The organism is Streptomyces klenkii (assembly GCF_003626645.1).
GTDB lineage: Bacteria > Actinomycetota > Actinomycetes > Streptomycetales > Streptomycetaceae > Streptomyces > Streptomyces klenkii.
This window is the reverse complement of record NZ_RBAM01000008.1, coordinates 169,858-192,486: the sequence shown is the minus strand read 5'-3', so window position 1 is coordinate 192,486 and position 22,629 is coordinate 169,858. Positions and strand designations below refer to the sequence as shown.

The window sequence follows — 22,629 nt, the reverse complement described above, 5'->3', positions numbered from 1 at the left end:
CCGCCCCCCGTCCTGCGGAGTGTTACCGGTGACGGAAGAAGATCCGGTCCCCGTACTCCTCCAGCAGCCGCCCGTTCCAGTCGTGTCCGCCGTCGACGTTCCCCGAGCGCAGCATCGGCGGGTCGATGCCGCGGGCGGCGAGTTCGCCCGCGGCGGCGGCGACGACCGCCTGCATCAGGGCGCTGGTGACGACCGTCGACGCGGGGCCGAAGGGGGCCGCGATGTTGTCCGCCGTGAGCTCCGCGTCGCCGATGTCGACCTTGCTGTCGATGACGAGGTCGCAGTGGTCCTTGAGGAAGGTGCCGGAGGCGTGGCGGGACTTGGTGTGCTCGGCGTAGGCGAGGGAGGTGACGCCGATGACGCGGACGCCCAGCGCGCGGGCGTTCATGGCCATTTCGACGGGCAGGGAGTTGCGGCCGGAGAGGGAGATGACGACCAGGACGTCGCCGGCCTGGACGGGGCTGGTGTCGAGGACCGCGCCGGCCAGGCCGTCGACGCGCTCCAGGGCGCTGCCGAGGGTGGCCGGCATGACGTCGAGGCCGACGACTCCGGGGACGGCGAGGAGGTTGATCAGGGCGAGGCCGCCCGCGCGGTAGACGACGTCCTGGGCGGGGAGCGCGGAGTGGCCCGCGCCGAAGACGAAGAGCCGGCCGCCGTCGGCCACGGTGTCGGCGAGCAGGGCCGCCGCGGCCGTGATGTGCTCCGCCTCCTCGTCGCGCACCCGCTGGAGCAGCCCGATCGCGGCGTCGAAGAACTGCCCGGCCAGCTTGTTCTCGCTCATCGCTGCGGGGCTCCTTAGATCGAGATCCGGTGGCGCGTACGGTCTGGGCGTACGCTCGTGGCGCGGATCACGTTGCGGTCTGGACCACGGACCTGTCAATACGGCGGGCGGGCCGGGGCCGTACCCGCCACCGTTGTCGGTGCCATGCGTCAGAATTGGGTCCAGGGGCCACGCGCACGACTTATCGAGGGGCACGCATGTCCGGACTGATCGACACCACGGAGATGTATCTCCGCACCATTCTCGAGCTGGAGGAGGAGGGTGTGGTCCCCATGCGTGCCCGGATCGCCGAGCGGCTCGACCAGAGCGGCCCGACGGTCAGCCAGACCGTGGCACGCATGGAGCGCGACGGCCTGGTGTCCGTCGCGGGCGACCGGCACCTGGAGCTCACGGAGGAGGGCCGCCGGCTGGCCACGCGCGTCATGCGCAAGCACCGCCTCGCCGAGTGCCTGCTGGTCGACGTGATCGGCCTGGAGTGGGAGCAGGTCCACGCCGAGGCCTGCCGCTGGGAGCACGTGATGAGCGAGGCCGTGGAGCGCCGCGTGCTGGAGCTCCTGCGCCACCCCACCGAGTCGCCGTACGGCAATCCCATCCCGGGCCTGGAGGAGCTGGGCGAGAAGGCCGAGCCGGACCCGCTGCTCAATGAGGACATGGTCAGCCTGATGGACCTGGACGCCGGGTCCGACGGCAAGACCGTGGTCGTACGCCGGATCGGTGAGCCCATCCAGACGGACGCCCAGCTGATGTATTCGCTGCGGCGCGCGGGCGTGCAGCCCGGCGCGGTGGTCAGCGTGACGGATTCGGCCGGCGGCGTGATCGTCGGCAGCAGCGGCGAGGCCACGGAGCTGGAGCCGGACATCGCGGCGCACGTCTTCGTCGCCAAGCGCTGAGCTTTCGTCGTCAAGGCTTTCGCCGTCAAGAGCCGAGGCTTCGTCGCCGAGCGCTGAGCCGCCGCCTCGCGTCTCACTTGCGCCCCGCCGGCCCGGGCTGCCCCGCGCAGCCCGCCGCGGGGCGTCTTGCTGCGCCAACTCCCTTGAATCTGGCTGGAGTCCGCGGAACGGGCACGGAGCCGCTCCGGCCGTGCCACGCTGTCGCTGGCGCGCATATGCGCGGCACGCCGCTGTCTCGGGGAGGGGGGCTGCGATGAGGCCGGCGGGGCGTGACGAGGGCCCCGGCGCCCTTCCGGGCAGCCGGGGCCCTGCCTCCCCATTTACCCCCGTGGCGACCCGGAGCCCCGAGCTCCCAGGGTCCGCCCCGCGGACCTTCTTCCCCGAGCAGTCCGCGCCCAGGTCGATTAATCCCCTGGGTGCCGCCGGTCAACCCTTCCCTGAGGTCACTCGAACGAGGGGTGTTGTGCGCGTTGAGCCTGTATTCGAATCTGAGTTCGATATCGTGATCGTGGAGCTGCTCGGGGAAGAGTAGGAGGTGCCAGGGCTCATGGTTCGGCGCATCGACGTGAGTGGGAGCGGCGGGGTACGGCTCGCGGCCTGGGAGTTCGCCGATCCGCCCAAGCACCCCTGCGGGGCGGGGGGAGCCGGGGAGGCCGCGAGGAGCGGCCCCGGCGCGGTCCTGATGCTCCACGGCCTGATGGGCCGCGCCGCGCACTGGGCGGAGACCGCCCGCTGGCTGTCCGGCAGGCACCGCGCGGTCGCCCTCGACCAGCGGGGCCACGGCCGCAGCGAGCGCCCGGCGGAGGGCCCGTACACCCGCGACGCCTACATCGCCGATGCCGTGGCCGCGATCGAGTCCCTGGAGCTCGCCCCCGCCGTCCTGATCGGCCACGCCATGGGCGCGCTCACCGCCTGGCAGCTCGCCGCCCGCCGCCCCGACCTGGTCCGCGCCCTGGTCATCTGCGACATGCGGGCGTCCGCGCTGGGCGCCGCCACCCAGCGCGAGTGGGGCGAGTGGTTCCGCTCCTGGCCGGTCCCCTTCGCCACGCTCGCGGACGTCCGCAAGTGGTTCGCCGAGGGCGACCCCACCCTGGAGCGCCCCCGGCCCGCCCGCGGCGACTACTACGCCGAGATCATGGCCGAGCGCGCCGACGGCTGGCGCCCGGCCTTCTCCCGCCGCCAGATGCTCCAGGCCCGCGAGACCTACGCCCACGACGCGCACTGGGAGGAGCTCGCCCTCGTCGAGTGCCCGGCCCTCGTCGTCCGCGGCCCCGACAGCGAGCTCGGCCGCGCCGAGGCCCAGGAGATGGTCCGCGTCCTGCCCCGCGGCGCGTACGCCGAGATCTCCGACGCGGGCCACCTCGTCCACTACGAGCAGCCCGAGGGCTGGCGCCGCGCCGTGGAGTCGTTCCTGGAGTCGGTCCTGCCGGCGTAGGCGGGGGCGCTGCACATTAATTCAACAAGCGTTGACATATCTCGGGTGCGGGTGTGCACTGGCAGTAAGGCCAGATGCCCGCACGAGTCATGAGCCACGAGCCACGAGTCATCCGAGGTGCCGTCATGTCGTCCTCGCTCCCTCCCCAGGCCGCCCCCGCCCCTGCCGGCGTCCTCGTCGTCGGCGCCGGTCCCACCGGGCTGCTGCTCGCAGGGGATCTCGCCGCCGCCGGCGTGCGGGTGACGCTGGTGGAGAAACGGGCACAGGAGTCGAACCTCACCCGGGCGTTCGCCGTGCACGCGCGCACGCTGGAGACCTTCGACGCCCGCGGCATCGCCGAGGCCCTGATCGCCACCGGGTCCTTCACCCCGGGCGTGCGCTTCTTCGGCCGCGGGGGCATCGACATGACCCGGCTGCCCACCCGCTTCCCCGGCGTCCTGCTCACGCCGCAGTACGAGACGGAGCGGGTGCTGGAGGAGCGGGCCCTGAAGGCCGGGGCCGTGCTGCGGCGCGGGGCGGAGGTCACCGGGCTGCGCCAGGACGCGGACGGCGTCGACGTCGAGATCCGCACCGCCGACGGCGCGGCCGAGACCCTGCGCGCCGCCTACGCCGTCGGCGCCGACGGTGTGCGCAGCGCCGTCCGCAAGGCGCTCGGCCTGCCCTTCCCCGGGAAGTCCGTGCTCCGGTCCGTCATGCTCGCCGACGTGCGCCTCGACACCGCGCCCCCGGGGCTGCCGGCCTTCCGGGGCGTCAAGGAAGGCTTCGCCTTCCTCGTGCCCTTCGGCGACGGCTACTACCGCGCCATCGCCTGGGTGCACGGCTCGGACCTGCCGTCCACCGCCCCCGTCGACTTCGAGGAGCTCAAGGCCGTCACCCGGGCCGCCTTCGGCACCGACTTCGGCATGCACGACCCGCGCTGGACCTCGCGCTTCCACAGCGACGAGCGGCAGGTGCCGCGCTACCGCGAGGGCCGCGTCTTCCTCGCCGGCGACGCCGCCCACGTCCACTCGCCCGCCGGAGGCCTCGGCATGAACACGGGCCTCCAGGACGCCGCCAACCTCTCCTGGAAGCTCGCCGCCGTCCTCAAGGGCACGGCGCCCGAGTCCCTGCTCGACAGCTACCACGACGAGCGCCACCCCGTCGGCAAGCTGGTGCTGCGCGTGAGCGGCGCCATCGTGCGGGGCGTCCTGCTCACCTCGCCCGTCACCCGCCGCCTGCGCGACACCGCCGCCCTGGCCGCCGTGTCCCTCCCGTTCGCCGCGAACCGCGGCGCCCTCGTGGTCTCCGGCATCGGCATCAGCTATCCCGCCCCGCCCGGATCCCACCCGCTCACCGGGCGCCGCGCGCCCGACCTGCCGCTCGCGGAGCGCGCGGGCGAGCCCACTCGCCTGTACGAGGCGCTGCGCGCCGGGACACACGTGCGCGTGCTGCCGCGCGAGGCGGGCGCACCGCCCCGGCAGGAGACGGGCGTCACCACGGTCACCCGCGCCGACGCCCGTCGCACGGCCCTTCTCGTACGGCCCGACGGGTACGTGGCCGAGGCGCGCGAGCTCGGCTGACCTCCCCGGCCGACCCGGGCCCCTACGGCGCCCGCCGCAGCGCACGTCACCTGCGGCGGGCGTCCGCCGCATCCCGTCCGCACGCGTAGGCGAGCGCGCTCACCAGCTCGTCCGCGTCCGGCAGCCAGCGGTTGGCGACCGTGGGCTGGCGCGCCCACTGCACCGAACCGCGCGTCCCCACGCGGGTGGGCGGCGCGACCACGTAGTCGCCCTCGCCGCGCGCGATCAGATCCAGCGACGTCGGGTGCCAGCCCAGCTTCCGGGCGGCGTCCCCCACCTTCAGCGCCCCGCCGGGCAGCACGAAGAACAGCATCCGGCGGAACGGGGTGCACGTGATCGGCCCCAGCTGGACGTTCATCCGCTCCATCCGGGCCAGCGCCAGGCAGCCCGCCGTCTCCGGGACGTCCAGCGCGTCGAACGTGCGGCCCGTCGGAAGCAGGACCGAAGCGGCGGGCTGCTGCTCCCACATGCGGCGGATGGCGACCGCGCTGCCGGTGGCCTGCGTGGCCCAGTCCGGGCGGTCCGGGTGCGCACCGGGGGAGGGGCAGCCGAGATCACCGCACGAGCAGTACTCCCGCCCCTCCTCCACCTTCAGCCACGTGCCGCCGAATACGTCCCAGTGCCGCTCCTCCGCGTACCTGACAGCGGCGTCCAGCAGTTGCTCGCTGCGCTGTTGGGGGAGGTGCGGGGCTCCTACTGCGATGGTCTCTTCCACGCCCATCACAACTCCCCCTGTCACGAGGGGTTACGGCTCAGGCTCACGCTTGTGGGCGGTGCCAGGGCATGCACGTGGGGCGCACGGATGCATGTACGGGGGCGCAGACGCGGGTTGACCGCCGAGGCTGGGTAGCCACCTGTCCGGCGACGGGGCGAGACAGTCATTGTCTGGCCATTGCCGCCTTTGCTGTCATTACCGTTAAGTCCGCATTCTCCGGACATTCAGGGGGCAAAGATCACAGGGGAAGACGCAGTCAGCGCAGCAGTCAGTGTCAGCTGTCACAGCTTCTCCGCATTCCGCGGCGGACCGCGCCGCGAACGCTTAGCAGTCCCAGGGGGTACAGCATGGCCGCACGGCCACTCGTGGCGCGGCAGCCGAACGAACGGCTGCAGGCGCTCATTCAGGAAGCCGCCTGCTCCAACGCCGGCCTCGCCCGGCGCGTCAATATGTGCGGTGCCGAGCACGGGCTCGACCTGCGCTACGACAAAACGTCCGTAGCCCGCTGGCTGCGCGGCCAGCAGCCGCGCGGGCGGGCCCCGGCCATCATCGCCGAGGCGCTCGGCCGCAAGCTCGGGCGCACCGTCACCATCGACGAGATCGGCATGGCGAACGGCAAGAACCTCGCCTCCGGCGTCGGCCTCCAGTTCTCGCCCACCGTGCTCGGCGCGATCGAGCAGGTGTGTGAGCTGTGGCGCAGCGACGTCGGGCGCCGGGACTTCCTCAGCGGGACGTCCGTCGCCTCGTCCGCGCTCGTCGAACCGAGCCGCGACTGGCTCATCACCGGGGCCGATCCGCAGGTCGCGCGGAACGCGGGGGCGCGGGTGGGGGCCTCCGACGTGGATGCCGTGCGGGCTACTACTGAGGCGCTCGTTGAGCTCGATCACCGGTACGGCAGTGGGCATGTTCGGCCCGTTGTCGTCCACTACCTCAACAGCGTCGTCTCCGGGCTGCTCGCCGGGTCCTACCGGGAGTCCGTGGGGCGCGAATTGTTCGCCGCCGTCGCACGGTTGACCGAACTCGCCGGGTACATGGCCGTCGACACCGGGCAGCCCGGGCTCGCCCAGCGGTACTACATCCAGGCACTGCGTCTCGCCCAGGCTGCGGGGGACCGTGGGTACGGGGGGTATGTGCTGGCCGCCAGCATGAGTCACCTGGCCGCCTCGCTGGGAAACCCGCGGGAGATCGCGCAGTTGGCGAAGGCGGCGCAGGAAGGAGCCCGGGGGCACGTCACGCCGCGGGCCGAAGCGATGTTCTACGCGGCGGAGGCGCGGGGGCATGCGCTGCTCGGTGACGCTCGTTCCTGCCAGGTCGTCGCGGCCAAGGCCATGGCCAAGCTGGAGGAGGCCGGTGAGCCGTCCGCGGACTCCGGTGACCCCGCTTGGATCCGGCACTTCGACCAGGCTTACCTGGCGGACGAACTGGCGCACTGCCACCGCGACCTCGGCCAGGCCGAGCAGGCCCGCCGGCACGCGGAGGACGCCATCGCCGGGCACGCGGAGAGCCGGGTGCGCAGGCGCGCCATCGGCATGCTGCTGCTGGCCACGGCGCAGGTCCAGCAGCGGGACGTCGACGAGGCGTGCGCGACGGGGGTCCGGGCGCTGGATCTGCTGGGGACGCTGAGGTCCAACCGGGGGGCGGAGTACCTGGAGGACTTCCAGCAGCGGCTGGCTCCTTACCGGGAGGAGCCGGTTGTGCGGGAGTTCGGGGCGCGGTTGGAGGTGCAGGCGGCGTAGGGGCGGCGTCGGGGGTTTCGGGCGCGTTGTCCGGTGCCGGGCGGCGGGGGCTCCGGGGTGTTCCGGAATCGGATATTTACGGGCGGGAACCGTCAGTCGCAGACGTACCCGGAACCTCGCCCACAAATATCCGGCAGCATTCCGGAACACCCCTGCGCCCCCGCCGCCCTCCCGCCGGATCTCGGCCGCATGGCCCTGCCGTGCGGTGACCCGGTAGCGTGGCCGCGCTATCGATAAGTTGCCGTACAGCTTGAGGAGTCCCGGTGACGCAGAGCGGACAGGGCAACGCGCCTCAGCCGGCCGCCGGCCGGCCCTGGGGCGAGCCGTGGGGTCCCGACGCACAGCGCGCGCCCCTGCCGCCCGAGATGCCGCCGGGCGGCCCCGCGAGCCCCGGCGACTCCGAAGCCACGCAGTATCTGCCACCGGTCGCCTCCGGTCCGCTGCCCGGTGCCGGGCGGGGGGACGCCTCCGCCTCCGCCGCCTCCGGAGCTTCTGCGGATCCTGCTACGCAGTATCTGCCGCCCGTTAGCGGTGATGCTTCTGCTGCCGCTACGCAGTACCTGCCGCCTGTCAGCAGTGACGATTCTGCTGCCGCTACGCAGTATTTGCCGCCGGTCAGTGGTGATGCTTCCGCTGCTGCCGCTACGCAGTATTTGCCGCCTGTGGGTGGGGGTGTGTCCCCTGGGGGTGCTTCCGCTGCTGCCACGCAATACCTGCCGCCTGTGGGTGGGGGTGCGGCCTCCGGGGATGCTTCCGCTGCTGCTACGCAGTATCTGCCGCCTGTGGGTGGTGGGGCTGTTTCTGGGGGTGCTTCCGCTGCTGCCACGCAGCATCTGCCGCCCGTGAGCGGTGACGATTCCGCCGCTGCCACTCAGTACCTTCCCCCCGTCGCCGGAGGCGGGCCCGTCGGCGGCGCCCCCGTGCCGCCGCACCCCTATCAGCCGCCGCTCGGCGGTGCCCCCGCGCAGGGGGAGCGGCCTCCGCCCTCCGAGTTCGACGGGCTGTTCCGTGCCTCTGCGGCCTCCGCCGCGGCCTCCGGGGCCGCCGGGCCCGGGCACGTACCCCCGCCGCGTGCCCCGCACGTGGCGGCCCCGCACGTGGCGCCCCCGCAGCCCGCTCCTGTCTCCCCGCCGCCTCGGCGGAAGCTGCCCACCGCGGCCATCGTCGGCATCGTCGTCGCCGGCTGTGCCGTCGCCGGGCTCGCCGCCGGTGCGCTGCTCAGTGGGGGCGGGGGAGACGAGAAGAAGGACACCCCGCAGAACGCCGCCGTCAGCTCCGAGACGCCCGGCGACGCGCCCAAGGGTGACGACGGCGGCAAGAAGGAGCCGTCGGCGTCGGCCGACCCCGCGGATCCGGCGGTCGCCCAGGCCAAGGCCCTGGACGCCCTGCTGAAGGACAGCAACAACAGCCGCGACGCCGTGATCAAGGCCGTCGACTCGACCCGTAGCTGCAAGGACCTGGACAAGTCCGCGTCCGACCTGCGCGACGCCGCCAAGCAGCGCGACGGCCTCGTCACCCGGCTCCAGAAGACCGCGATCGACAAGCTCCCCAACAGCGCCGAGCTGTCGGCGCAGCTGACCAAGGCGTGGCAGTCGTCCTCCTCCGCGGACAGCCACTACGCCGCGTGGGCGGGCGAGGTCGGCGGCAAGCACGGCTGCGTCAAGGGCCACGCGCGCCCCTCGGGTGAGAGCGCCGCGGGCGACCGTGCCAGCGGCGACGCCACGGCCGCCAAGAAGGCGGCCGCGGACCTGTGGAACCCGATCGCGAAGAAGTACGGGCTTTCGCAGCACTCGTGGGCCCAGCTCTGAGGGTGACTCCCGGGGTCTCGGGGCCGATGTCAGTGGGGGAACGTACGATCGATTGCTATGCAGGGTTCGGAGAAGTCTTCCCGCCGCGGCCGCCGCTCGACCACCATGGACGGCATGCCGCTCAATGACATGCCGTGGTGGCGCTGGCGTGCGCAGGTGCGCTCGGCGCTGCACATGCTCTCGGACCCGGTCTTCCAGCGCGAGCGCTGGCTCGCCGGCGACGAGGGCTTCGGGGATGTGACGGACGCCGTCTACCGGCTCGTCGAGGACACCTGGCTGGACAACTGGTCGGCCGAGAAATACATCGGGACGATCTTCCGCGACTCGGGCGAGGCCGCGCTCGTCGACCTCGCCGTGCTGCGCGTCCTGCGGATCATGCACCAGGTCGGGCCGGACGCCCCGGTCTCGGCGTATCTGGAGCACCACGGCTGGCCGGAGGCCGTCCTTGCCGCCCGGGAGGCGCACGTGCGGCTCGCGCTGAACGATGGGGACGAGCCGGAGGCACCGCCGCGCCCGCTGGAGGTGCTGGAGCGGCTGACGCAGGTGCGCTGAGCCGTGGCGCTTCGCGGCGCGGTTCAGGGGGCCCTGCGGGTGTGCGAGGCTATTGGGCTATGAACGCCTCCCAGCCCCCTGCCGCCGAAGGGGCCCCAGCGCAGCCCGAGCAGTACGTCCTCACCCTCTCCTGCCCCGACAAGCAGGGCATCGTCCACGCGGTGTCCAGCTACCTCTTCATGACCGGGTGCAACATCGAGGACAGCCAGCAGTTCGGCGACCGCGACACCGGGCTCTTCTTCATGCGCGTCCACTTCGGCGCGGAGGCGCCCGTCACCCTGGAGAAGCTGCGCGCCAGCTTCGCCGCCATCGGCGACTCCTTCCAGATGGACTGGCAGATCCACCGGGGCGACGAGAAGATGCGCATCGTCCTGATGGTGTCCAAGTTCGGGCACTGCCTGAACGACCTGCTCTTCCGCTCGCGGATCGGCGCCCTGCCGGTGGAGATCGCCGCCGTGGTCTCCAACCACACCGACTTCGCCGAGCTCGTCGGCTCCTACGGGGTCCCCTTCCACCACATTCCGGTCACGAAGGACACCAAGGCGGAGGCGGAGGCGAAGCTCCTGGAGCTCGTCCAGGCCGAGAACGTCGAGCTCGTCGTCCTCGCCCGCTACATGCAGGTCCTCTCGGACGACCTCTGCAAGGTCCTCTCCGGGAAGATCATCAACATCCACCACTCCTTCCTCCCGAGCTTCAAGGGCGCCAGGCCGTACCACCAGGCGCACGCGCGCGGCGTGAAGCTGATCGGTGCGACCGCGCACTACGTGACCGCGGACCTCGACGAGGGCCCGATCATCGAGCAGGAGGTCGAGCGCGTCGGTCACGAGGTGACCCCGGAGCAGCTGGTCGCCATCGGCCGCGACGTCGAGTGCCAGGCGCTCGCGCGTGCGGTCAAGTGGCACAGCGAGCACCGCGTGCTCCTCAACGGCCGGCGGACGGTCGTCTTCGCCTAGGTCGTGGGTCCTTCTTTGTGAACGGCTGTGGCCCGCCCGCATCCTCGATGCGGGCGGGCCACAGCCGCTTTTACATGCGCGACAGTGACGCTGTTGCGTACAGCGCGTCCAGGATCGCCTCGCGGTCGCCCGACTGGCCCGCCGCCGCGTCCTCCGGATGGACGTGGCCCGCGGCCAGCCGGCAGAACTCCGTCGCGTCCAGGGCCACATGGGCGACCTCGGTCTCCGGCGGCGCCGTGGCCGCCGGGGAGTCCAGGGGGATGTGCCAGTGGCCGCCCCCGCTGCCTTCCACCTCCAGGTGGAGGGAGCGGCCGGGCGCGCCCGCCAGGGCCAGGGCACGGGCCGGCGGGGCGAGGCCCGCGCGGCGGCGGGCGGCGATCGCGGCCGGGAGCATGCGGGCCGCGAGGCCGACCAGCTCGTGCAGGTGGCCGGGTGACGGCGGGCGGTAGGGGTAGTCCACGGCGCCGGCGATGTCCTCCGCGTGGATCCAGCACTCGAAGGCCCGGTCGAGGAACGCGTCGCGCACGGGGAGCGTGGACGGGCCGTATGAGACGGCCAGGCCGGCCGCCTCGTCGTCGGCGAACGACGCGCTTCGTATCAGCGCGCGGCCCTGCTCCCGCCACTCGGCCCGCACCGCACCCGGCGGCGTCGCGGACCGTGCCGCCCACAGTGCTTCCGTGCGCTCGGCGGGGGATCCCGTGCCGTCCCCCAGCGGGTCCGGCAGGCCCAGCGCGCTCGCGACGAGGCCGTCGACGGCCGTGAGGTGGCCGATGACCGCGGCCACCGTGGTGTCCCGCCCGGCGGGCCGCTCGCCGTCGAACCAGCGCAGCCGTACCGGCGCCTGCCACTCCGCCTCGCCGATGTCGTGCAGGAGGGCGTCGAGGCGGGCGGTCTCCGCGTCGTAGGGAGCGGCCCACGCGGGCACCGGGACGCGGGCCGGGCGGCGGCCCAGGCAGGAGGCGAGCACGCGGGAGCGCAGCCGCGGGTCGAGGCCCAGATTGTCCTCCGGGTGGAGCAGGGCGACGGCCTCGCGCAGCCGTACGGCTTCGTCCGCGCAGGTGGCGCAGTCGGTCAGATGGGCCTCGACGGCCGCGGTCTCCTCGGGGGAGCAGGCGGCCAGCGCCCACGCGCCGAGGAGGGACTTGAGGACCTTGTGCGACGTCGGGACCGTTTCAGGGGGAGGGGCTGGGGCTGGGAGAGGGGCCGCTTCCGGCCAGCGCGGGCCGTCCTCCGCCGCCGTCCGCGGCAGCGGTATCCGCGGCCGCCCCGGCGGACCGGAAGCGCCGTTTCCGCCGTGCGGGCCCGCGCCGCCCCGGCCGAGCTCCTCGCTCACAGTGCCCCTCCGTGCGCCGGCGGCGCGACCACGCGCGGTCCGCGGTGCGCCGTGGAGAGCAGCTGGAGCCCGAGGCGCAGGCGGCGCCGCGCCTCGTCCTCCGTGACGCCGAGCTGGGCCGCGGCCCTGCGGTAGTCGAGGCGGCGCAGGTAGGCGAGGTCGAGCGCGGCGCGCAGCGGGGCCGGCATGGACGTGACGATGTAGTCGGCGCGGGCGGCGGCGGACGCCGCCCGCACCTTCTCCTCGATCTCCTCGGGCGTGGCCGCCCCCTCGCTCTGGGACTGCCGCAGCCGCTCGACCGCCTGACGGTGGGTGAGCCCGGCGATCCAGGAGCGCAGCGAGCCCTCCTTGGGGTCGAAGTCGCCGGGGTGCTCCCAGATGTGGCCGAAAACCTCGCGCGTGACGCGGTCGGCGGCGGCCTCGTCCTCCAGGACGCGATGGGCGAGGGTGTGCACGAGGGAGGCGAAGCGGTCGTAGAGCTCGCCGAGGGCGGCCGCCTCGCCGTGCGCGAGCCGCTGCTGCATCTTCCGGTCCCACCGGGGTGGTGCTCCGTCGGTCGCCATGGCTGCCCCTCCGCTCCGCCGCCGGTCCGTCGATCGCCGAAAGTGTGTTTGTCAGTGTGCCCGTAAAGGCGTCCGCAAGCGTGTCCGTCGCACTCATGCACGGCGCCGTGCCGCACCGCGCTTGTGCCCACGGTCACATACTCCTCGAATGTAGTGGCCGGGTCCGACAGTCCGACCGCGTTTGCGGGGAACATCGTGAAGATCGCCCCGCGGAGCGGCTCCGGATGGTATTGCCACGGTCACGTTCCGCACATCTGGCCGATCGTTACGGATCGTACGTGCGCGAATGTGCCGATGTGTTATGCGGGTGTGACCGGAACTTTGGGGATTAACGGTTCGAGCTGGGCATAGGCTCGTTGGGGGCCGGTTGGGCCCCTCGGTGTTTCACGAGGGACAGACAGGGGAGACGCCGGGCAGCCACGGCTGCGGAAAGGTCCGTTCCGGGGAGCGAGAGACCGAGCGAAGGGGCTTCGAGCGCGTGACGTTGAAGGTGAAGGACGCCGAGCGCGGGGACTGGGCCGTCCTCCGCGTCTCCGGCGAGATGGACCTGGTGACGTCGCCGGTGGTCCGGCAACGCGTGCACGACGCGGTCGCCGACGGACGGCGCAGCCTCGTGCTGGACCTGGCCGAGGTGCGCTTCTGCGACTCCAGCGGCGTCGGCGTGCTCATCGCCGCCCGCCGCCTGATGCGCTCCTGTCAGGGGCGCCTGAGACTCATCCTGCCCCCGCAGGGCGGCGCGGCGGACGGCTCTCACGTCAACAGGGTGCTCGGCGCACTCGGGGTGCGCCGTCTGTTCGAGATCTACCCGGACCTGGCCACGGCCACCCACGAGGGGCACGACGGCACCGGCGACGCCCTCGGCACCCTGCCGGCGCAGTCCGCCTGACTCGTCACCTGGGTCATCTCATCCGACTCATCTGACTCGCCGTTCGAGTCGTCTCCCGGGTCGTCACTCGACTCATCGCCCGGCTCACCATCCACTCAGTGCTCGCGCGGGAACCCGGCCCGTACGACGAAGCCGCCCTCCCGCGTCGCGTGCGCCTCAAGAGTTCCGCCCAGGCTCTGCGCCCGCTCGCGCAGTCCCACCAGTCCGTGCCCGCCGCCGGGCAGCCCCGGTGCCGGTACGGCCGCGTCCGGCGGTCCGTTGCGGATCTCCACCAGCAGCCTCTCCGCGGCGTCCTCCGCCAGCCGCACCCGTACCCGCGCACCGGGCGCGTGCTTGCGGGCATTGGTCAGCGCTTCCTGCACCGTGCGGAACGCCGCGCGCTCGACGGCCTCGGAGCGTACGGCCTCCGGATCGCACACGTTCTCGTACGTCACGTCGAGCGCGCTCAGCTCGATCAGCCGGGGCAGGTCCGCGAGGCGCGGCTGCGGGGTGAGCTCCTCGGTGTCGGCCCCGGCGGCGCGCAGGATGCCGACCATGTGCCGCAGCTCCTCCAGCGTGCGCACCGACAGCTCGCGGATCCTGCGGGCGCCTTCGCGCGCCTGCTCGTCGCCCGTGCTGATCTGCACGGCGCCCGCTTGCAGGCTGATCAGGCTGACCTGGTGGGCGACGACGTCGTGCATCTCACGGGCGAGCCGGGCGCGCTCGGTGGCCAGGACCTGGTCGGCGAGGAGCCGGTCCTCGCGCGCCCGGCTGCGCGTCAGCTCGTCCAGCCGGGCGCCGAGCTCGCGCCGGGTGCGGGTGAGCAGGCCGAGGGCGATGGGCGTGGCCGCGGTGACGCACGCGTCGACGAACTGGAGGGCCACGTCGCGCCGGTCGGCGAAGGAGAGCCCGGAGATCGGGTACGGCAGGAAGTGCGCGGCGGCGAGCAGCGCGGCCGCCCCCACGAGCAGCCGCCGGTCGGTGCGCAGGGTCGCCACCGTGTACAGGGCGATCATCGGGGCGAACCAGATGTAGCCGATGTAGATGCCGGCCAGCGTCACCGCGAAGACGGTGAGCGGGAAGCGCCGCCGCCACAGCAGCGCGACCGCGGAGGCGAGCGACACCCCGGATTGCAGGCCGGGCGCCGACCCGTTGACCAGCAGGGCGTCCAGGGCCGCTATCAGCGCGGGGACGGCGATCGGGAGGGCGGTGCGGACGCGCGGGGGCAGCCGGTGCAGGTACGCGGCGGCCGTCACCGGGATCCGCCCGCGCCGGCCGCGCCGCTCGTGCCGCCCGTACCGGCCCCCTGACCGTGGCCCTGGCCTTCGCCCGGCGGCCGCTGCTTGCCCTGCGCCGTGACGAGCCCCGCCCGGTCGGCGATGATCGCGGCCTGTACGCGGTTCAGCCCGCCGAGCTTGCCGAGGACCGCGCGGACGTGGTCCTTGACCGTGCTGGGCGCGAGCCCCATCCGCTCGGCGATCTGCGGGTTGGCCAGCCCCGCGCCGAGGTGCGCGAGCACCTCCCGCTCGCGCGGGGTGAGCGCCGAGATCGCCTCGGCGGCCGTCGTCTCCGCCTCGGAGGCGAGGTAGCCGCCGATCACCGCGCGGGTCACGCCGGGGTCGAGCACGCTGCCGCCCGCGGCGAGGGTCCGCACGGCCTGCACGAGCTGCTCGGGGTCGGTGTCCTTGAGCAGGAAGCCGGTCGCGCCGCCGCGCAGGGCCGCCGCCAGGTACTCGTTGGCGTCGAACGTCGTGAGCATGGCGACCGCGGGCGGGCGCGGGGCGCCGCGCAGCGCGCGCAGGACGGTCAGCCCGTCGACGTCCGGCATCCGGATGTCCAGCAGGACGACGTCGGGGGCGCAGTCGCGCACGGTCGCCACGGCCTCGCCGCCGCCGCAGTCGGCGACCACCTCGATGTCCGGGGCCGTGCCCAGGATCATCCGCAGCCCGGACCGGACGAGTTGCTCGTCGTCCACCACCGCAACACGGATCACCTGCCGATACCTCTTCCACGCCTACTGCTGTCGCACCTACTGATGCCACGCCTGCTGCTGCCGCTGCTCTGTGCGCTCACGACCGGCTAGACCCTGTTCAGGGGGGTCCGGTTCCGGTCACGCACCCCCAGCCTGCCGTACCGGTCGGACAACCATGGCCAAAAACGGAGCGTGGCGCTCCGCCCGACCGCCCTTCGGACGGCTCCCCCCGATCGGCGGAGGTACCCCCTCCGATCGGCGGGGGCGAGCCGGGACCCGCGGCGGATTCCGTACGGGGCGGGCGGACGGCAGAGTGCTGTCCGTACTGCAACATGCCGGGACTGACCTACCGGCAGTGAGGTGTTGCGGCACACGGCCGCGGACCGCCGCATCCCCCACAAGCGGCGGCCCGTGGCCGGGGGAGAGCCCTGTTTGCGAGGGGATGCCCTTCTCCGGATCTCCGGAAGGGGATGCCTTTGTTCACAGGGGCCGGAGCCGTGCGGCGCCGTCGTTACAGCGGCGGCGCCGCCGGTGCCGGTCCCAGCGTGGTCGTCCCGGGGGCGGCCCGGTGGCCGAGGCCCGTGCGGTACGCGTCCAGCGCCGCCTCGACGCGGCCCGTCCGCCGCAGCAGGTCCCCCAGCAGCCGGCACAGGTCCGCCAGGTCTCCCGCGGCCCCCGTCCGCTCCAGCAGCGACAGTGCCGCGCAGTAGTGCTCCTCCGCCGTCTCGGTCAGCCCCCGCTCCTCCGCGATCAGCCCCAGCAGCCGGTGCGCGCCGCCCGCGTGGACCGCGCCGCGCTCGGCGCCGAGCGCCGACTCCGCGGCCGTCGGCGCCAGCAGCGGGCTCAGCAGCCCCTCCGCCTCGGCGGTCTTGCCGCGCCGCCGCAGCACGTCGGCCAGCTCCACCTCGACCTGCACGGTGAACAGCGGCGCCCGCTTCGACGCCAGCATGTCGCGCGCCGTCCGCAGCTCGCTCTCGGCGCCCTCCAGGTCGCCGTTCTGCGCGCGGACGTAGCCGCGCATCCAGTGGCAGTGCGCGAGCTCGGTGCGGATGTGCAGCTGCTGGTAGAGCTCCTGGGCCTTGGCGAGGGAGGCGTCGGCCTCCTTGATGCGGCCCTCGGCGATCAGCGTGCGGGCCACGCCGCGGTGCATGCCGGCGACGAGCGCCGGGTCGTCCACCTGGGGCGCCAGCGCCAGGGCCAGCTCGGCGGCGTGCGCGGCGCGGGCGTGCGCCCCCATGTCCATATACGGGGCGATGGACGCCGTGTAGAGGAGCAGCAGCGCGTCGGGGTCGTGCAGGCCGGAGGCGTTCAGCTCGTCCAGCGCGGTCTCCAGCAGGTAGCAGGCGTAGCGCAGTTCGCCCGCCAGGAGGTGGGCGGTGGCGCGGCCGCGCAGCGCGGGGACGCGGCGCGGCAGCGGCTCGCCGGCCAGCAGGGCCTCGGCGGCGGCGTAGTGGTCGCGGGCCTCGGTCAGCTCGCCCGTCTCCAGGGCGCAGTCGCCGAGGCCGAGGTGGGCGGCGGCCTGCTCGGCGGTGAGCTCCGCGCCCGCCGCCTCGTCGCGCAGCGCCGCGTAGCGCACGGCGGCGTCCTCGGCGGCGCCGGTGGCCAGCGTGCGGCGGGCGTCGGTGAGCCGCATCCGCAGCCGCGTCGCCAGGTGGGCGGGGCGGCCGGTGGCGAGTTCATCGACGGTGGTGCCGAGGCGGTCGGCGAGGTGGCGCAGGGCGGTCTCGGAGGGGCGGACCCGGCCGGCCTCCAGAGTGGAGATGTAGGCGGCGGTGTAGGCGGGCTCGGCGAGCTGGCGCTGGGTGAGGCCCTTGGCCGTCCGCAGCCGCAGCACGCGCCGGCCGATCTCGGCGGGCCCGTCAGCCCGTATGCCGTGGGTGCTGTTCTCGGCCACTGCTGCCCCTCGGTAGGTTACGCCGTGCATTTTCAGGTGTGCCGTGCAGTTCGGGTGCGCCGTGCGCTTCAGGTGAGCGGCGCGGTTCGGATGCGCGGTGCGGTTCGGATGCGCTGTGCGTTTCGGGTGTGCGGTGCATTTCAGGTACGCATTTCAGGTACTACGTGACGACGTGAGGATGGAAACATGCCGGATGCCCGCGCCGGGCAGGATCTCGCAGGGGGCGCACAGAGGCGCGGAGGGGCGCTCGGCGCCGCACCCGCCGGTGCGGCGGTACGGGCCGGTGCGGCGGCACCGTCGGTGACCGGCCGGCACCGCCAGCCCGGCCTGGTCCTCACCGACCACCACTTCGACGTGCCGCTCGACCACGACGACCCCGCCGGCGAGCACATACGGGTCTACGCGCGCGAGGTCGTCGCGACGAGCCGCGAGCACGACGAACTGCCCTGGCTCGTCTACCTCCAGGGCGGACCGGGCTTCCCCGCCGGCCGCCCCGTGGGCCGCGAGAGCTGGCTCGACCGCGCCCTGGAGGACTACCGCGTCCTCCTCCTCGACCAGCGCGGCACCGGCCGCTCCACCCCCGCCACCCGGCAGACCCTCCCGCTCCGCGGCACCCCCGCCCAGCAGGCCGACTACCTCGCGCACTTCCGCGCCGACGCCATCGTCCGCGACTGCGAGCACATCCGCCGCCGGCTCACCGGCGACCGGCCGTGGACCGTGCTCGGGCAGAGCTTCGGCGGCTTCTGCGCGGTCACCTACCTCTCCCTCGCCCCCGAGGGCCTCGCCGAAGTGCTGATCACCGGCGGCCTCCCGGGCCTCGACGCCGACGCGGACGCCGTCTACCGCGCCGCCTACCCGCGCATGGAGCGCAAGACCCTCGCCCACTACGACCGCTACCCCGGCGACGAGACCGCCGCCCGCCGCATCGCCGCTCACCTCGCCGAGCACGAGGAGGTCCTCGCCGACGGCACCCACCTGACCGTCCGGGCCTTCCAGCAGCTCGGCATCCTCCTCGGCACCGGCGACGGCTCGCACCGCCTGCACTACCTCTTGGAGGACGCCTTCGCGGACACGCCCGACGGGCCGCGGCTCTCCGACGCGTTCGGCGAACAGGTCGCGGCGATCCTCTCCCGCGCCCACTGCCCGCTCTACGCGTTGCTCCACGAAGCCATTTATGCCCAGGACGGGGAGGCGACGCACTGGGCGGCCGAGCGCGTACGGGCGGAGTTCCCCCAGTTCGACCGGCACGGCGCGGGTGGCGACAGCGGGTCCGGTGCCGATGGCGGCAATGAACCCGGTGCCGGCGGCGACCGCTTCCTCTTCACGGGCGAGACCGTCCACCCCTGGATGCTGCACACCCACCCCGCCCTGCGCCCGCTGCGCCGCACCGCCGAACTCCTCGCCGAACGCAAGGGCTGGACACCGCTCTACGACGCGGCCCGCCTCGCCCGCAACACCGTGCCGGTCGCGGCGGCCGTCTACCACGACGACCTCTACGTCGACACCGCGCACTCGCTGCGCACGGCGCGCGCGATCCGCGGGCTGCGGACGTGGGTCACGGACGAGTACGAGCACGACGGCGTACGGGCGGGAGGCCGGACCGTACTGGACCGGCTGCTGAGGCTCGTACGGGATGAGGCGTGACGTTCGTGACGAGCCCTTTGGCGGTCACGAGTCCAAGCCTTCTCTGATCCCGTCCATTGCCGGGTGACTCCCGGGCCCCTACGTTGAGCCGCGCATTAAAGCGACTTAATCCGCCACTTGATGCCCTGACCGGTGGCGGCGGAGCCCGGGAGGACCCCTGATGAGACGACTTATGAGACGACGAATATCCCTCGCGGCCGGCGGGCTGGCCCTCGCGGCGGCCCTGGCCGCCACGGCCACGGCGCCCGCCGCGGCCGCGAGCCCCGACCTCGACCCCGGCCGTCCTCAACGCACGCAGGACGTCGAGTACTTCACCGGCCCCGACGGCCACCCCCGTCACACCACCATCGCCGCGTCGCCCGCCCTGCCCCGCCCGCTGCTTCCCTCCGCGAAGGGCGACGGCGACGTCACTCCCGTCGTCACCAACGGCCCGGTCGGCTCCAAGCTCGACGTCGTCTTCATCGGTGACGGCTACACCGCCGGCCGGCAGGGCGACTTCCACGCCGCCGTGCGCACCAAGTGGGCGAAGATGTCGGCCGTCGAGCCGTACGCGTCCTACAAGAACCTCTTCAACGTGTGGGCGGTCGACGCGGTCTCGCGCGAGTCCGGCGTCACCAATGACCCCGCCAAGGGCGTCACGAAGGACACCGCCCTGCGCTCGTACTTCTTCTGCGACGACATCGAGCGGCTGCTGTGCGTCGACACCGCGCGCGTCGAGTCGTACGCGGCGAAGGCGCCCGCCGCCGACCTCGTCGTCGTCCTCTCCAACTCCACGAAATACGGCGGCGCGGGCTACAACGACGTCGTCTCGCGGCCCGGTTACGACGGCGTTGCCACGGCGTCGTCGGACCACCCGAAGTCCGACCAGGTCGCCGTCCACGAGACCGGGCACTCGCTCGGCAAGCTCGCCGACGAGTACCAGTACGACGACTACGGCACGTACACCGGCGCCGAGCCGCACGAGGTCAACATCAGCACGCTGGACGCCGGGCAGCAGTCGCAGCAGCGGCAGAAGTGGTACCGCTGGATCGGCCGGACCTCGCCGGACGGCGGCACCGTCGGCTCGTACGAGGGCGGGGGCTACTACCCCAAGGGCCTCTACCGCCCCACCGACAACTCGATCATGCGCACGCTGGGCCGGGAGTTCAACCTTCCGGGGCGCGAGGCGATGATCGCGGGCTTCTACCGCCACGCGAGCGTGCTGAGCAGCGACAGCGGCCCGTACGGGACGGTCTCGCGCCGTGAGCGCGTCACCGTCCGGCTCGCCGCGCCCACGGTCACCGTGCGCTGGTACGTGGACGGGCTGGAGGTCGTGGCCGCCCGCGGCCGGACCGAGGTCGTCCCGCGCGCGCTCGGCGTGCCGGCGGACGCCCGCCCGCACGCGCTGACGGCGCGGGCGGTGGACCGCACGGACGCCGTCCTCGACCCGGAGCTGCGGGGGCGGCTGAAGGGGTCGCTGGTGTGGAAGGTGACGCGTTGAGCGTGCCGTAAGGGGCGCGGGGCGGTGTCAATCTGCGGCTCCGCCGCGTGGGCGCCACCAGCCGCAGACGGCCCGCCGCCGGCGTCAGGCCGCCTCCAGGAACGGCGCGTCCCCGTACGCACGCACGAGGCGGCCGTAGCCGCGGTCGAGCGCGGCCGTGGCCGCCTCGAACACGCTCCCTGCCGGCTCCCCCGCGGCCAGCGCAGCGTGCAGCGCGTCGAAGCCCAGCTCCCGCACCGCGCCGGCCAGGGACGCGAACGTCTCCAGCTCGTCCCGTACGCCCGCGTCCGCGGCGCGCTCTCCCGCCCGCTCCAGCAGGACCGACAGGAGCTGGTCGCGGCGCTCGCGGGCCAGGGGGAGGTAACTGCGGCGCAGGGAGGGGCTGTCCAGCAGGATGCGGGAGAACGTGCGCGCCTGGGGGAGGGAGTCCGCGGCCAGGATCGTGCCGAAGGCTTCGGTGCAGGCGCTGCGCAGCCGCTCGACGAGCTCCGCCCCGGTCGCCGCGCCGCGCACGGCTTCGGCGATGCCCGGCTCGAACTCCAGCCGGCGGCCGAAGAAGATGTCCTCTTTCGACGCGTAGTGCGTGAAGACGGTGGCCGGGGCGACGTCCGCCGCGGCGGCGATCCGGGTGAGCGTCACGGCGTCGAAGCCCTCGTCCGCGAAGAGGCGGAACGCGGCTTCGGCGATGGCGTGGCGGGTCCGCTCGCGCTTGCGGCCGCGCAGTCCGGAGGCGGGTGCGGCGGGGGCGGCCGCGGTGGCCGTCGAGCTCGTGGTCATGCATCCCAGGATAGCCGTGCGGCAAGTAGAAATAGAGATGCTACATTTTTGGAGCACCTCTACTTTTGAGGTCCACCCGCTGTTGGTCCACCCACTGCCGGAGGACGTCACTGCCATGCGAGCTGCCGACCCCTCGTCACCCCAGCCCCGCCCCGTCATACGCGGGGCCGGCCGGTCCCGGACCGGCCGGCCACCGTCCGCACGCGCCACGACCGCGATCCTCGTGATCGCCTGCACGGCCCAGTTCATGGTCATCCTCGACGTGTCGGTCATGAACGTGGCCCTCCCGGCCATGCGCGCCGAGCTCCGGCTGGGCCCGGCCGGCCAGCAGTGGATCGTCAACGCCTACACCCTCGCCTTCGCCGGCCTGCTGCTCCTCGGCGGACGCGCGGCCGACCTCGTCGGCACCAGGCGCGCCTTCCTCGCCGGCGTCACCGCGTTCACGCTCGCCTCCCTCGCGGGCGGCTTCGCCTCCCGGGGCTCCCTGCTGATCGCCGCCCGCGCGGTCCAGGGCGCCGGCGGCGCGGTCCTCGCGCCCGCCACCCTCACGCTGATCATGCGCACCTTCACCGAACCCGCCGCCCGTACGCGGGCCATGGGCGCCTGGAGCGCGGTCATGGCGGCGGGAGGCGCGGTGGGCGGCGTCGTCGGCGGCGTGCTCACGCAGTACGCCGGGTGGCGGTGGGTGCTGTTCGTCAACGTGCCCATCGGGGCGGGGCTGCTGGCCGCGGCGATGCTCTGCGTACCGGCTGCGGAGGCGGCCGGGGGCGCGGCGAGGAAGCCGGCCGGGGAGGCCGGGGCCGCGGGTGGGCTGCGCCGTCTCGACATCCCGGGCGCCGTGTCGGTGACCGCGGGCCTGACCGCCCTCGTGTACGGCACCGTCGCCAGCGAGACGCACGGGTGGAGCGCGTGGGCGGTGTGGGGCTCACTGGTGGCGGGGGTGCTGCTGCTCGCGGCCTTCGTGGCCGTCGAGCGGCGGGCCGCCCACCCGCTCGTCCCGCTCGCGACCCTGCGGCGGCGCACCGTCGCCACCGCCAACCTGCTGGTGCTGTGCATGGGCGCGGCCGCGTTCTCGATGTGGTTCATGCTCTCCCTGTACTTCCAGCAGGTCCTCGGAGAGAGCGCCCTCGTCGCCGGGCTGTGCTTCCTGCCCGGCTCGGCCGCCATCGTCGCCGGCGCACAGATCTCCACCCGCCTCATCGCCCGCACCGGCCCCCGCCCGCTCATCCTCACGGGGATGACGATCAGCACGGCGGGATTCCTGTGGCTGTCGCGGATCGGCGCCCACGGGGACGGGGACTACGTGAGGGACGTCCTCGGCCCGTTCGTCCTGGCCACCCTCGGCGCGGGCCTGTCCCTGATGCCCGTCACCGCCGCCGCCACCAGCGGCACGGCACCGCACGAGGCGGGACTGGCCTCCGGCCTGGTCAACACGTCCCGCCAGATGGGCGGCGCACTGGGCCTGGCCATGCTCGGCACGGTGGCCGCGCACGCGGGCGGGGGAGCGGCGGGATACGGCAGGGCGCTGCTGGTGGGAGCGGCGTGCACGGCGGCCGCGGGGGCGGGGGCGCTGGCGCTGCCGCGGCTGAGGGAACGCGGTCGCCAAGAGACCAACCGGCGGGAAAACAACCGGCGAGAGACCAACCGGTTTCCAAGGAAAAGGAAAGGCTGA

At 73.5% G+C, this 22,629-nt stretch carries 19 protein-coding genes; 11 read left to right on the top strand and 8 right to left on the bottom strand.

Annotated features, from left to right (window positions below; translation table 11 throughout):
* Positions 1-22 precede the first annotated feature (22 nt).
* Entirely contained in the window at positions 23-781 is a 759-nt protein-coding gene (locus D7231_RS20765; protein WP_120756980.1) for an SIS domain-containing protein, read from the bottom strand.
* A gap of 197 nt (positions 782-978) precedes the next feature.
* Between D7231_RS20765 and D7231_RS20760 the strand changes: the two genes are divergently transcribed.
* The 3 genes from D7231_RS20760 to D7231_RS20750 all read left to right on the top strand — a co-directional run bounded on the left by D7231_RS20760 (position 979) and on the right by D7231_RS20750 (position 4,665).
* Complete coding sequence (locus tag D7231_RS20760) at positions 979-1,671, top strand: iron-dependent transcriptional repressor DtxR (protein WP_030369085.1); 693 nt, start codon at positions 979-981, stop codon at positions 1,669-1,671.
* A 547-nt stretch (positions 1,672-2,218) separates the two neighbouring features.
* Complete coding sequence (locus tag D7231_RS20755) at positions 2,219-3,106, top strand: alpha/beta fold hydrolase (RefSeq protein WP_120756979.1); 888 nt, start codon at positions 2,219-2,221, stop codon at positions 3,104-3,106.
* 125 nt (positions 3,107-3,231) lie between these two features.
* Positions 3,232-4,665 (top strand): FAD-dependent monooxygenase, encoded by a 1,434-nt coding sequence (locus D7231_RS20750; protein WP_120756978.1) that lies wholly within the window; start codon positions 3,232-3,234, stop codon positions 4,663-4,665.
* A 46-nt stretch (positions 4,666-4,711) separates the two neighbouring features.
* Here the strand turns inward: D7231_RS20750 and D7231_RS20745 are convergent, their stop codons facing one another.
* Positions 4,712-5,386 (bottom strand): bifunctional DNA primase/polymerase, encoded by a 675-nt coding sequence (locus D7231_RS20745; RefSeq protein WP_120756977.1) that lies wholly within the window; start codon positions 5,384-5,386, stop codon positions 4,712-4,714.
* A 341-nt stretch (positions 5,387-5,727) separates the two neighbouring features.
* Between D7231_RS20745 and D7231_RS20740 the strand changes: the two genes are divergently transcribed.
* The 4 genes from D7231_RS20740 (at position 5,728) to purU (ending at position 10,429) form a co-directional block, all read left to right on the top strand.
* Complete coding sequence (locus tag D7231_RS20740; protein ID WP_120756976.1) at positions 5,728-7,116, top strand: NsdA family TPR-like regulatory protein; 1,389 nt, start codon at positions 5,728-5,730, stop codon at positions 7,114-7,116.
* An 842-nt stretch (positions 7,117-7,958) separates the two neighbouring features.
* Positions 7,959-8,924: a hypothetical protein gene (locus tag D7231_RS37670; RefSeq protein WP_241999823.1), complete on the top strand. Its 966-nt coding sequence runs from the start codon at positions 7,959-7,961 to the stop codon at positions 8,922-8,924.
* Between the two features lie 57 nt (positions 8,925-8,981).
* Positions 8,982-9,476 (top strand): SCO4402 family protein, encoded by a 495-nt coding sequence (locus tag D7231_RS20730; protein ID WP_194959660.1) that lies wholly within the window; start codon positions 8,982-8,984, stop codon positions 9,474-9,476.
* A gap of 59 nt (positions 9,477-9,535) precedes the next feature.
* Entirely contained in the window at positions 9,536-10,429 is an 894-nt protein-coding gene (gene purU / locus D7231_RS20725) for a formyltetrahydrofolate deformylase (RefSeq protein ID WP_120756973.1), read from the top strand.
* A 70-nt stretch (positions 10,430-10,499) separates the two neighbouring features.
* On the opposite strand, the gene D7231_RS20720 is transcribed toward purU, so the two are convergent.
* Positions 10,500-11,762, bottom strand: coding sequence for a maleylpyruvate isomerase family mycothiol-dependent enzyme (locus tag D7231_RS20720; RefSeq protein WP_241999822.1), 1,263 nt, complete (start codon positions 11,760-11,762; stop codon positions 10,500-10,502).
* The gene (locus tag D7231_RS37665; RefSeq protein WP_228774067.1) at positions 11,759-12,325 is read right to left on the bottom strand and encodes a sigma-70 family RNA polymerase sigma factor; all 567 of its coding nucleotides are present in this window, start codon (positions 12,323-12,325) and stop codon (positions 11,759-11,761) included. The genes D7231_RS20720 and D7231_RS37665 overlap by 4 nt, the downstream gene beginning before the upstream one ends.
* Before the next feature lie 478 nt (positions 12,326-12,803).
* Here D7231_RS37665 and D7231_RS20715 point away from each other — a divergent pair, with 478 nt between their 5' ends.
* Positions 12,804-13,211: an STAS domain-containing protein gene (locus tag D7231_RS20715; protein WP_043190871.1), complete on the top strand. Its 408-nt coding sequence runs from the start codon at positions 12,804-12,806 to the stop codon at positions 13,209-13,211.
* Positions 13,212-13,306: 95 nt separating this feature from the next.
* Here the strand turns inward: D7231_RS20715 and D7231_RS20710 are convergent, their stop codons facing one another.
* The 3 genes from D7231_RS20710 to D7231_RS20700 all read right to left on the bottom strand — a co-directional run bounded on the left by D7231_RS20710 (position 13,307) and on the right by D7231_RS20700 (position 17,056).
* Positions 13,307-14,446 (bottom strand): sensor histidine kinase, encoded by a 1,140-nt coding sequence (locus D7231_RS20710; RefSeq protein WP_241999821.1) that lies wholly within the window; start codon positions 14,444-14,446, stop codon positions 13,307-13,309.
* The gene (locus D7231_RS20705; protein ID WP_120756972.1) at positions 14,443-15,183 is read right to left on the bottom strand and encodes a response regulator; all 741 of its coding nucleotides are present in this window, start codon (positions 15,181-15,183) and stop codon (positions 14,443-14,445) included. The genes D7231_RS20710 and D7231_RS20705 overlap by 4 nt, the downstream gene beginning before the upstream one ends.
* Positions 15,184-15,673: 490 nt before the next feature.
* Positions 15,674-17,056 carry a helix-turn-helix domain-containing protein gene (locus tag D7231_RS20700; protein WP_241999820.1) on the bottom strand — a complete coding sequence of 461 codons (1,383 nt, stop codon included), beginning with the start codon at positions 17,054-17,056 and terminating at the stop codon, positions 15,674-15,676.
* Positions 17,057-17,356: 300 nt separating this feature from the next.
* Between D7231_RS20700 and D7231_RS20695 the strand changes: the two genes are divergently transcribed.
* Together D7231_RS20695 and D7231_RS20690 are read left to right on the top strand one after the other, a co-directional pair.
* The gene (locus D7231_RS20695) at positions 17,357-18,700 is read left to right on the top strand and encodes an alpha/beta fold hydrolase (protein WP_120757163.1); all 1,344 of its coding nucleotides are present in this window, start codon (positions 17,357-17,359) and stop codon (positions 18,698-18,700) included.
* Between the two features lie 172 nt (positions 18,701-18,872).
* Positions 18,873-20,180, top strand: a complete 1,308-nt coding sequence (locus tag D7231_RS20690) for a M64 family metallopeptidase (protein WP_241999819.1) — start codon at positions 18,873-18,875, stop codon at positions 20,178-20,180.
* An 84-nt stretch (positions 20,181-20,264) separates the two neighbouring features.
* Here the strand turns inward: D7231_RS20690 and D7231_RS36225 are convergent, their stop codons facing one another.
* Positions 20,265-20,957, bottom strand: a complete 693-nt coding sequence (locus D7231_RS36225) for a TetR/AcrR family transcriptional regulator (RefSeq protein ID WP_158673789.1) — start codon at positions 20,955-20,957, stop codon at positions 20,265-20,267.
* Between the two features lie 115 nt (positions 20,958-21,072).
* Here D7231_RS36225 and D7231_RS20675 point away from each other — a divergent pair, with 115 nt between their 5' ends.
* The gene (locus D7231_RS20675; RefSeq protein ID WP_120756968.1) at positions 21,073-22,629 is read left to right on the top strand and encodes an MFS transporter; all 1,557 of its coding nucleotides are present in this window, start codon (positions 21,073-21,075) and stop codon (positions 22,627-22,629) included.